We start from the raw sequence: 9,813 nt of genomic DNA, 5'->3' as shown, positions 1-9,813 counted from the left end.
CCGCACCCCGCCACCCCGTCGGCAAACACCACCACAAAAAGGACAACCCCCGACCCAACGAGCCGAGGGAAAACCTTTAAATTCAAGCTCAGAGGATCAGGCTGTAGGCGTTCCCTCCGCCGCCGACGCGCTTGCGCGCGGCGAACAGCCTGGTCACGCCTCCCGTGCCCTCGTACCGCCACAGCAGGCCGTCGGCCCCCGAACCAGGCACGATCTCCGGAACCGGCGTGGACGTTGACGTGGACGTGGCAGCGATGTCACCGCGGGTTCGACTCCCACACGAGCGGGCACGCGGGGGGCTCAGTCAACCTTCACCGCACCCGGGGGCCGTGAGGTCCACCCAGATCCAGGGCTCCTGGTGCCACGCGCGCACCTGCCCTACGACGAGGTCGACGGTCGCCCCCACGGGAGGCAGCTCCTGGGCGAGTCGCCGCACCCCCGGTTCGCCACGCCGCCGAATCACGTCCAACGAGGCACCCACGGGCTCGTACGCGTCCAGCCGCGCCGTGAGTCCCCACGGCTGATGACTGGTGATCGTCGCCTGGACCGCCTCACCTTCACGAAGCTCGCTGAGGGAGCGCCTCGATTCGCCTGCCACGACGTCATCATCCCTCTTCAGCAAGCCACTTATCCCGTCGGGCGGGCGGACGGACGGCGGCCGGGGCGGCTCTCGTTGTCACAGCTGCCTGGCAGGATCCCCGACGTGACAGCCATCGAAGATCTCGTTCCCCGCGTGGCGGCGAAGGCCAGGGCCACGTCGACGGCGTTGCCGCCCGCCGTCAGGGCCGAGGACGTCGCCGGGGCGGAGGCGGTTCTCGGCTTCGCACTCCCGCCCCTGCTGGCGAGCCTGTACCGCGAGGTGGCCAACGGTGGCTACGGCCCCGACTACCAGCTTCTTCCGCTGGTCGGGCCAGGGCGTACGGCCCTGAGCGAGTACCGGTCCGAGCGATCCGCCTCGACCGGGGGAGAGACACCGTACTGGCCGGCGGGCGTGCTGCCGATCCTCGACTGGGGCTGCGCCATGTACGCCGCGGTGGACTGCCGCAGTGAGACCGCCACGGTCCTCCTCTTCGAGCCGAACGCCATGGCGGACGACGGAGCCGCCGCCTGGTTCGTCGACGCCGTGAGCCTGGCGGAGTGGCTCGAAACCTGGCTTGCCGGAACAGGGTGGTACCGGGAGGACGCCGACGCGTACGACGACGTGGCGGAGCCGACCCCGTGGGAGATGGCCGCCTCCCGGATCGCGGAGCGAGCGAACGAACCGCGGGACGACCGCTGAGCTCACACACTGGAACGACTCCTCGACCGATGGCGCCTTGGGGGCGCCGCCCAGAGACGCCGGTCCGGCCGTCGTCCGGACCGACGCCTTGGGGGGTGCCGCCCAGAGACGCCGGTCCGGCCGTCGTCCGGACCGAGACCGGTCGGGGGTGTCCCGGAACAACCCGGGTGACGCCGCGACCTGGCCGACGTTACCGTGCCGCCATGATCGGTGATGAGGGGGCCCGCCTTGGTGCGGAGGCCGCGCGGCGCCTGGCGCAGACGGGTCTCTATGAGTTCGAGCCCGGCCTGACGGATGCCGAGTTCTCGCGCATCGAGCGGGACCACGGGTTCGAGTTCGCGGACGACCACCGTGCGTTTCTTGCGGCCGGCCTCCCCGTCAATGTGCCTCCGGAGGACGGCCAGACCTGGGCCGAGCCTTGGCCTGAGTGGCGCGGCGCCCCGGACAAGCTCCATGAACAGCTCAGGTGGCCGGTCGAGGGCGTGCTCCACGACGTCGAGCACAACGACTTCTGGCACGCGACATGGGGTGCGCGCCCGGCCGACGACGCGGCCGCCCTCGCCACGGCACGCCGCCGTCTCGCGGACGTAACGCCGCTCGTCCCCGTCTACGCCCACCGCTACCTCCCCGCCGGACGGGGAAGCTTCGGCCACCCCGTGCTCTCGGTCTGGGAGACGGACATGATCTATTACGGCCTGGACCTCAGCGACTACATGCATCGGGAGTTCGACGAGGCACGGCGAGACGTGGACGACACCCGGAACCCGGAGGCAACCGTCCCCTTCTGGCGAGACTTCCTCTAGGGCCCGGCACGCGATCCACCTGCGGCGCCTCCACCGAATGAGCAGACACGACCAGTCCCGTCGCCTCTGTCGCTAGTGGTTCGTTCCGGGGATGCCACGCCCCGGGAGGCGCTTGGCCCAGACACCCGTCTCCTCGGCGCAGATCTCTTCCACACGTGCGACAAGAATCCGTGGAGCGGTGGCCGGGTCCCCGTACTCGTCCAAGGCTTGCTTGTAGCGGACCACTTCGGTGTCGACCTGCATGTTCGCCCGGCTGAAGGAGACCCAGTCTCCCTGCGGGTCGAAGACATGGCGCATCCCGGTCAGCAGCGAGGTAAGGGACCCCATGAGCGCCACCACCCAGCTGTCAGCCTTGACCGCCACGGCGAAGGGCACCCCCGCGGCGAGAACCAGGATCGTCAGATCCAGCAGCTTGGCCCTCCAACGAGAGCTGTGCATGTTCTGCCGGTACCACGTCCCGCGCGTCCTGACACTCGGCGGGACGTCGGGCCACTCGACCACGGGCAGGTCCTCCCACCAGGCTCGCGATCCCAACGAGTGCTACCTCCCGCACGCCATGACGGACCGAGGCGTTCAACCCGCGGCTCGGCCCGTCAAGCACATCAGAGCCAAGCCGATGCGCCGCGGCAACACGCAGTGGTGCTGCTTCGCGTGGTGCAACCCTTCCGGTCGTCCCGTCGAGCCCCGCAACGTCCACCGGTCCTTCGTCCGCGCCGGACGAGCCGGAGGCCGACCTCCGGCTCGTCCGGCTCCCCGCCCGAAAGCGGACCGATCTCGGCTGAATCACCGGCGGGCGGTCACCGGCCCCACCGACCTGTGAACTCGCCACCTGGACGGCGCCCGCCCTCCGCACTGCGTGAAAGGAGCCGGTCCGAGCAGTCTCGTGACGGGCCGGCACTCAGGGAGGCCGTCCCGCCTCTCTGCGAAAGCGGAACGGCCGAAGGCGGAGAAGGTGCTCAGAAGATCAGGTCGTAGGAGTTCCAGCCGCCGCCGACGAGGGAGCGGGAGGAGCCGGGGACGAGGCCGGACAGGGGCTTGTACACGCCCTGGTAGAGCCAGAGCTTGCCGTCCCTGTCCCGGGCGACGAGATCGGGGCGATCGTCACGTCCGAGTTCGGCGGTGCCCGCGATCGCCGTGTACGTGTTCCACCCGCCGCCGACGCGCTGGCGCTGCTGGAAGGGCGGGTGGGGATAGCGGAGATGGGGGGTGTACTTCCACAGCACGCCGTCCTTGTCCCGGCCCAGGGCCCCGTCGTGGGCGCCCGACATGGTCAGGGCTGTGTACGTGTTCCAGCCGCCGCCCACCCGCTTGCGCGGTCCGTACACCGAGTCGTACTCCGCCTTGTAGCGCCACAGCACACCGTCCCTGTCCCGGGCGACAAGACTGCCGTCGCTGGCGCCGACGAGGGCCGTATAGGCGTTCCAGCCGCCGCCGACCCGCTTGCGCGGGGCGAACGGCGCGGAGGGCTTGCCGGTGCCCTGGTAGTACCAGAGGACACCTGCCTTGTCGCGGGCGACGAGGTCGCCCCGGCCGTCCGCCGTGGCGGTCGTGAGCGGGGCGACGGCGGTGTAGCCGTTCCAGCCGCCACCGACCCGCTTGCGCGTCGCGAACGGCCTGTTCACGTCCCCCGTGCCCTCGTACCGCCACAGCACACCGTCCTTGTCCCGGGCGTGGACGGTGCCGCGCTGCCCCGGCGGAGGCGTCCCGGGGACGAAGTCGAGGCCGAGCGTGCCCCGGGCCACGCTCGCGCCCGTGCTGTCCCTCAGTTCGACCCGGGCGTCCAGGTTGCCCAGGACGGCCGCGGTCCGGTCGGCGTCCAGGGTGACGGTGTAGGTGAGGGTCTCGGCGGCCGGCACCTCGGGAAGGTCGAGGGAGGGATGGGGGGGCGGATCATCCAGGACGGGCGGGGCGTAGGGCATGTGCCACGCACACTCCCCGTACGAGACGCCGTTGACCGCGCACACGGAGCGGATCACGTTCTGGCTCACCGGCGAACCGCCCGCCTCGACCTCGGCCAGCCAAGTGTCCAGCTCGAAGGAGGCGCTCACCGGCCCCTTGACGCCCGCCGGCAGTGTGGCCGTGAACCGCAGCGTCACCGGCCCTTCGTCACCCGCCGGAACGACCAGCGGACCGCCGTCCTGGACGACCGTCCCGACCTCCGCCGCCGCCGTGACGGCGGCCGTGACAGCGGCCGGCGTCGCGGACACGGCGAAGGCCGCCGACCCCCCGAACGTCACCGGCGCCAGCGCGGCGACCAACGCCGCCGCCACCCCTGCCGTACGCACACGTGCCACGAAACCCTCCTCGACCCCCGGGACACCAAGTCACCCGATGCCCGGTACCCGGTACCGACGGAAGCAACGACCTGCTTCCCCTGCACCCCTTCGACCCCGCGCCCCCGAGAAAGGTTGTACGAGCCCTCCAACAGGATTTCGGAGTGCGCATCACGGCCGACATCTCCGATGACGTGTACCAGGGCCTTCTGACACGCAGACGGCACGACCGCCCCCCGTTCCCCGTGGTTCCCCGCACGATCTGGCACGGGTCTGGCACGGGTCTGGCACGGATCTGGCACGGTCTTCGCGGCCGTCTGTCAGTGCCGCGGGATAGCGTCCAACTGCGCGCGGTCGGCTTCCGAGGTGTCCAGCTCTGTAGTGCAGCTGCATCCCTGGCTCTGTCCGGGGGCGGCCCGGTGCGAACCCGGGACCCAACCGACGGCCAGGCTCCGCCGATGGCCAAGAGTGCCCTGCCAGCGCCGGCCGCGCGCACGCCTTCCAAGCGTGTTGATGCCGTGAGAGCCGGTGTACGAGACTGTTCACCTACGGTCGTGCGCGCTCTGTGGATCAGCATGGACGAGCTCAGGGCTCGCCCTGAACGGCCGTGAACGGCGCTCAATGAGACGGAGACTGGGACGGGAGGATTCGGTGGAACGGGTAGAGGCCGAGCTGTTCACTGATGGCGGCAACGACGCTGTCGTGCGCCTGCCGGGCCGCAACTTCCCTGGAGTCCTGATCCAGGGGGACACCCTCAGCATGCTCCGGTCGGACGTGGCCGAGCTCGCCGAACTATGCGCCACCGGCGACCTGGAGGAGGCGCTGCACGTGGCGAGTCTCCTCCAGGTCGACTTGGAGGCCAAGCTCCAGCGCTACACCGACGCGCTGCGAACCCATGGGATCGCTAAGCCCTTCTGATCCGTAGCTCTGACCGGGATCGGTCAGTGATGGGCATTCCGGCCGCCCTTGGGCTTGCGAGGGGCGCTGCCGGACAGGCTCCGTCGCTGAGGTTGCGGTACAGAGCTGCTGTACGGCCGACCTCTTCGTCCCGAAGCAACTCGGGTGGGGCGGCTCCCCTGGCCTGCTCCGCCTCTCACCTGTACTGATGGTCCGCACACGTCCGCGTCTCAACCAACAGGTCAGCGACCTTCAGCAGCCGCTCGAAACCGAGCATCAGGCCGCGGACGTCGTTCTGCAGAGAGCCGACTCTCTGCTTCAGGAGGTCCTCGTCGGCATGTGGCATGGCCAGATCGCAACCAGTCACAGCGATGAGGGAGAACGGTCGTGAAAACCGTCGTGGCGCGAGCCACCGCGGGTTCGAATCCCACACCCACCGCCAGGTGAAGCGGCCTCTGGGTTCTGGCACACATTCCGTAAGGGCAGTGGTCAGGAGGGCGAGGGATCGACTTCGTCCCATTTCCATCCGGTTCGAGGGAACTGCTCCAACAGGGCGGAGAGGGATGCTGCCTGGTGGATGGCCGATGACCAGTCCTCCGCGGAGACATCGAATGTCACCAGAGGCGGGGTGTCCTGACGAAAGTCGTAGGCAAGTAGCTCGCGGCTTCCGTCCCCTCCGATGACGATGGCACCGGGGAAGCGTTTCTGGAACTCACCGGCTTCGTTGACGCCGATGAGCTCGTCCAACGCGTCGATCACCAGGAAGTCGTCAGCGGGAGGAACGAACTGGCTCAGACTCCCTGTAGTGCCCAGGAAGTCCCGGTAGTCCTGGGGAAACCGGACTCCGAAGTGGTGCTCGACCTGTCCGATCTGGTCATCGTTCAAACTCATGAAGCAGTTCTATCAAGGGCAGAGCGGGTGACGGTGGCTGCCTTGTGCCGCAGCGAGGAGGACACGTTTGCGGAGCAGGGGGAGCTTGGCTCGTCCGAACATCTGGCGTTTGATCATCTTGATGTGGTTGGCACGACCTTCGACGGGGCCGGAGTTCCAGCGGGTGCTCAGGCCCTGGACGACGGCGTCCCGGTCTTTCTCCAGACCGGTGGCGAACGTGTGCAGCCTGGGCAGGTCCGCGGTGCGGGTGGCGGTGAGCCAGGCGTCATTTGCTCCTTCGAGGCTGCGGTTCGCGATTTCGAGCTGCTGTCGAACCGCCCAGAGCTCTCTATGTGCGGGGTGGACCTGTCGGGCGGACGGCCTGAAGCGACGTTTGAGCACTTCATCGAGCGTCGCTCATTCATGACGCTCAACGCCAAGCTGTGAGGCGGCCCAAACGCGCTTCAGCACAGTCGGTCCCTGCTCCGGGTAGACCAACGCCTTCACCACGCTCCGCTTCGGCGAGCCGACCTCCCTCCGCCGCCGAGACCTCGACCTGACCCGCTCCGTGGTCATGGTCCGCCAGGCCCGGAAGGACAGTGATCCAGAGCCTTCTGGCACGTAGGTGGCACGACCGTGATCACGCGAAAGGGCCGGCGCCGGGGAATGACACCCCGGCGCCGGCCCTTCACCTGGAGCCCCCTGTCGGGTTCGAACCGACGACCCCCGCTTTACAAGAGCGGTGCTCTGGCCAGCTGAGCTAAGGAGGCAGCGAGTGCAGTGTAACCAACCTCGTCCCGGCGGCGGTCGGAAATCTCACCCCGGGTGGAGTGCTGACAGATGCCGCGGCGCCAGGTAGCGTCACGTGCAGTTCACCCAGGTGGACTAGACCTCAATCCTTCCTTTACTCGGATCGTCCGGCACGTTCCTGCCGGTGAAGGGACACATCACCATGGCTTCCGTCACTTTCGACAAGGCGACCCGGGTGTACCCCGGTGCCACCAAGCCCTCCGTCGACCAGCTCGACATCGAGATCGCCGACGGCGAGTTCCTCGTCCTCGTCGGGCCCTCCGGCTGTGGCAAGTCGACCTCCCTGCGCATGCTCGCGGGTCTCGAGGACGTCAACGCCGGCTCCATCCGCATCGGTGACCGCGACGTCACGCACCTGCCGCCCAAGGACCGGGACATCGCGATGGTGTTCCAGAACTACGCGCTGTACCCGCACATGAGCGTCGCCGACAACATGGGCTTCGCGCTCAAGATCGCCGGTGTCAACAAGTCCGAGATCCGCACCAAGGTCGAAGAGGCCGCGAAGATCCTGGACCTCACCGAGTACCTCGACCGCAAGCCGAAGGCGCTCTCCGGCGGTCAGCGTCAGCGTGTCGCCATGGGTCGCGCCATCGTGCGTGAGCCGCAGGTCTTCCTCATGGACGAGCCGCTGTCGAACCTCGACGCCAAGCTCCGCGTCTCGACCCGTACGCAGATCGCGGGCCTCCAGCGCCGTCTCGGCATCACCACGGTCTACGTCACCCACGACCAGACCGAGGCCCTCACCATGGGCGACCGCGTCGCCGTCCTCAAGGACGGTCTGCTCCAGCAGGTCGACTCGCCGCGCAACATGTACGACAAGCCGGCCAACCTCTTCGTCGCCGGCTTCATCGGATCCCCCGCCATGAACCTGGTCGAGGTCCCGATCACCGACGGCGGCGTCAAGTTCGGCAACAGCGTCGTCCCGGTCTCCCGTGACGCCATCGCCGCCGCCTCCGCCAACGGCGACACCACCGTCACCGTCGGCGTCCGCCCCGAGCACTTCGACGTGCAGGGCCCCACCGGCAAGGACGGCCTGGCCGTCACCGTCAACGTCGTCGAGGAGCTCGGCTCCGACGGCTTCGTGTACGGCTCCACCCGCGTCGGCGGCGAGGACAAGGACCTGGTCGTCCGCGTCGGCGGCCGTGACGTCCCCGCCAAGGGCACCACGCTGCACGTCGTCCCGCGCGCCGACGAGCTCCACGTCTTCTCGACGTCGACCGGCGCCCGTCTCAGCGACTGACCCCCAACCGGCTCGGTCCGTCGGCCGACTCTCCCTCGGCCGACCGAGCCGGCTGAAGATCGAGCCGACCGACCGAGTCGACTGACGACCGAGCCGGCCGACGACCGAAGCCGGCCGAACGGCCCCGCATCTCTTGCAGATGCGGGGTCGTTCGTCTTGGTGGAGGACCCGAGGGCACGTGCCGGGGTTTACCGGGGAAAACCCCGGCATTCCCGGCCCGCCCCCACCCCCCGCGTCAACACGGAATTCGAAAAGCCGCCTCGAACCATCCCCCGCGAGAGTGACTAAATGTCGCCATATCACTACCGGCCGCTACGCTCGCCTGCGTGACGCCTACTGCCCGCCGAATCGGCCGCTCTCTCGCCCTCGTCCTGCCCGTCGTCCTGGTGCTCTCGGGAACGCTCGCGGTGTCCGCCGTGCCGTGGGCCGGCGAGGACGCCGGGACCCAGCTGACGGCGTCCTCCTCCGAGGTCTCCGTCCGGGCCAAGTCCCGTGCCCCGCAGGACATTCTGCGCGACCAGCTCCTCGCCGAGCTCCAGGAGAAGGACCCCGGGGTCGCCCTCACCCACCTCCAGCGCGAGGTGGAGAACCGGCCCTCCCTCGCCAAGCACTGCATGTCCATCGCCCGCTCCCTCGGCCGCGCCGCCGTCGAGCAGTACGGCCCCTCCCGCGCCCAGGGCTTCTCGCGGCCGGTCTGCGACACCTCGTACGCGACCGGCGTGATGCGCGCGAGCTGAGCGACGACGCAGAGCGACGACGCTGAACCACGACGCGCGTCCGGCCGTCGGGCGTCCGACCGCCGGACGTACGGGGCGCCTATCGTTCCCCGTATGCACACCACTCCGACGCAGGCCGTGGTCCTGGCGGGCGGCCAGGGCTCACGGCTCCGCCCGTACACCGACGACCGCCCCAAGCCGATGGTCGAGATCCCGGGCACCGGGACCCCGATCATCGGCCATCAGCTTTCCTGGCTCGCCGCCGAGGGCGTGACCGACGCCGTCGTCTCCTGCGGCCACCTGGCCGAAGTGCTCCAGGAGTGGCTGGAGAGCGCCGACCTCCCCCTCAAGGTGACCACGGTCGTCGAGACCGAGCCCCTGGGCCGCGGTGGAGGCCTCAAGTACGCCGCCGCGCATCTGCCCGCGCCGGACCAGCCCTGGTACGCCACCAACGGCGACATCTGGACCCGCTTCTCGCTGCGCGAGATGGCCGCCTTCCACGACGAGCGCGACGCCCTCGCCACCCTCGCCCTGGCCCGCCCCCGCATCCCGTGGGGCGCCGTCGAGACCGACACCTTCGGCCACATCACCGACTTCATCGAGGCGCCGCCGTCGCCGTTCCTCATCAACGCGGGCGTGTACGTCTTCTCCGCGGCCTTCACGGAGCTCCTCCCGGACCTGGGCGACCACGAGCGCACCACCTTCCCCCGGCTCGCCCGAGAGCGGCGGCTGGCCGGCTTCCCGCTGCCCCAGGGGGCGTACTGGCGGGCCATCGACACCGCCAAGGACCTCACCGAGGCCGCCAAGGAGCTCGCCGCGCAGCGGGGATGACCGACGGACGCGTGACCGGCCCCCGGGGATGCACCCGCACTCCCCCGGGGATGACGCCCCCACGACGTACGGAAGAGGGCGGCACCCGCGTTCC

Annotated in this window: 12 protein-coding genes and 1 tRNA gene; 6 read left to right on the top strand and 7 right to left on the bottom strand. The window is 69.4% G+C overall.

Annotated features, from left to right (window positions below; all coding sequences use genetic code 11):
* Positions 1–88: 88 nt before the first annotated feature.
* Positions 89–211 (bottom strand): hypothetical protein, encoded by a 123-nt coding sequence (locus ACFQ79_RS39045; RefSeq protein WP_383592738.1) that lies wholly within the window; start codon positions 209–211, stop codon positions 89–91.
* A gap of 492 nt (positions 212–703) precedes the next feature.
* Between ACFQ79_RS39045 and ACFQ79_RS39040 the strand changes: the two genes are divergently transcribed.
* Both ACFQ79_RS39040 and ACFQ79_RS39035 read left to right on the top strand, forming a co-directional pair.
* Positions 704–1,279 (top strand): SMI1/KNR4 family protein, encoded by a 576-nt coding sequence (locus ACFQ79_RS39040; RefSeq protein WP_383592734.1) that lies wholly within the window; start codon positions 704–706, stop codon positions 1,277–1,279.
* Positions 1,280–1,482: 203 nt separating this feature from the next.
* A complete protein-coding gene (locus tag ACFQ79_RS39035; protein ID WP_383592731.1) occupies positions 1,483–2,082 on the top strand; it encodes a hypothetical protein in 600 nt (199 codons plus the stop codon).
* Positions 2,083–2,154: 72 nt separating this feature from the next.
* Here ACFQ79_RS39035 and ACFQ79_RS39030 read toward each other — a convergent pair whose 3' ends face one another.
* Both ACFQ79_RS39030 and ACFQ79_RS39025 read right to left on the bottom strand, forming a co-directional pair.
* Complete coding sequence (locus ACFQ79_RS39030) at positions 2,155–2,583, bottom strand: DUF4231 domain-containing protein (RefSeq protein ID WP_383592728.1); 429 nt, start codon at positions 2,581–2,583, stop codon at positions 2,155–2,157.
* A 455-nt stretch (positions 2,584–3,038) separates the two neighbouring features.
* Positions 3,039–4,376 (bottom strand): tachylectin-related carbohydrate-binding protein, encoded by a 1,338-nt coding sequence (locus ACFQ79_RS39025; protein ID WP_383592726.1) that lies wholly within the window; start codon positions 4,374–4,376, stop codon positions 3,039–3,041.
* Positions 4,377–5,006: 630 nt separating this feature from the next.
* On the opposite strand from ACFQ79_RS39025, the gene ACFQ79_RS39020 reads away from it, so the two are divergent.
* Positions 5,007–5,273 (top strand): DUF6959 family protein, encoded by a 267-nt coding sequence (locus ACFQ79_RS39020; protein WP_383592723.1) that lies wholly within the window; start codon positions 5,007–5,009, stop codon positions 5,271–5,273.
* 175 nt (positions 5,274–5,448) lie between these two features.
* On the opposite strand, the gene ACFQ79_RS39015 is transcribed toward ACFQ79_RS39020, so the two are convergent.
* The 4 genes from ACFQ79_RS39015 to ACFQ79_RS39000 form a co-directional block, all read right to left on the bottom strand.
* A complete protein-coding gene (locus ACFQ79_RS39015) occupies positions 5,449–5,598 on the bottom strand; it encodes a hypothetical protein (RefSeq protein WP_383592720.1) in 150 nt (49 codons plus the stop codon).
* A gap of 143 nt (positions 5,599–5,741) precedes the next feature.
* Complete coding sequence (locus ACFQ79_RS39010) at positions 5,742–6,143, bottom strand: SMI1/KNR4 family protein (protein WP_383592718.1); 402 nt, start codon at positions 6,141–6,143, stop codon at positions 5,742–5,744.
* Positions 6,144–6,155: 12 nt separating this feature from the next.
* Positions 6,156–6,524 carry a transposase gene (locus tag ACFQ79_RS39005; protein WP_383592715.1) on the bottom strand — a complete coding sequence of 123 codons (369 nt, stop codon included), beginning with the start codon at positions 6,522–6,524 and terminating at the stop codon, positions 6,156–6,158.
* A gap of 291 nt (positions 6,525–6,815) precedes the next feature.
* A tRNA-Thr gene (locus ACFQ79_RS39000) sits at positions 6,816–6,892 on the bottom strand.
* Positions 6,893–7,074: 182 nt separating this feature from the next.
* On the opposite strand from ACFQ79_RS39000, the gene ACFQ79_RS38995 reads away from it, so the two are divergent.
* The 3 genes from ACFQ79_RS38995 to ACFQ79_RS38985 all read left to right on the top strand — a co-directional run bounded on the left by ACFQ79_RS38995 (position 7,075) and on the right by ACFQ79_RS38985 (position 9,719).
* The gene (locus ACFQ79_RS38995) at positions 7,075–8,172 is read left to right on the top strand and encodes an ABC transporter ATP-binding protein (RefSeq protein ID WP_383592712.1); all 1,098 of its coding nucleotides are present in this window, start codon (positions 7,075–7,077) and stop codon (positions 8,170–8,172) included.
* 326 nt (positions 8,173–8,498) lie between these two features.
* Positions 8,499–8,909, top strand: coding sequence for a hypothetical protein (locus ACFQ79_RS38990; protein ID WP_030323202.1), 411 nt, complete (start codon positions 8,499–8,501; stop codon positions 8,907–8,909).
* Between the two features lie 93 nt (positions 8,910–9,002).
* Positions 9,003–9,719, top strand: a complete 717-nt coding sequence (locus tag ACFQ79_RS38985; RefSeq protein WP_229315301.1) for a nucleotidyltransferase family protein — start codon at positions 9,003–9,005, stop codon at positions 9,717–9,719.
* Positions 9,720–9,813 lie beyond the last annotated feature (94 nt).

Source organism: Streptomyces sp. NPDC056480 (assembly GCF_042795405.1).
Lineage (GTDB): Bacteria > Actinomycetota > Actinomycetes > Streptomycetales > Streptomycetaceae > Streptomyces.
Note: the sequence above shows the minus strand (reverse complement) of the source record. Positions and strands in the feature narration are given on the sequence as shown.

Excerpts from the sequence above, each read along its gene's own strand:
- ACFQ79_RS39010 (WP_383592718.1), bottom strand. The coding sequence starts at position 6,143 with ATGAGTTTGAACGATGACCAGATCGGACAGGTCGAGCACCACTTCGGA.
- ACFQ79_RS38985 (WP_229315301.1), top strand. The coding sequence starts at position 9,003 with ATGCACACCACTCCGACGCAGGCCGTGGTCCTGGCGGGCGGCCAGGGC.
- ACFQ79_RS39015 (WP_383592720.1), bottom strand. The coding sequence starts at position 5,598 with ATGCCACATGCCGACGAGGACCTCCTGAAGCAGAGAGTCGGCTCTCTG.
- ACFQ79_RS39035 (WP_383592731.1), top strand. The coding sequence starts at position 1,483 with ATGATCGGTGATGAGGGGGCCCGCCTTGGTGCGGAGGCCGCGCGGCGC.
- ACFQ79_RS38995 (WP_383592712.1), top strand. The coding sequence starts at position 7,075 with ATGGCTTCCGTCACTTTCGACAAGGCGACCCGGGTGTACCCCGGTGCC.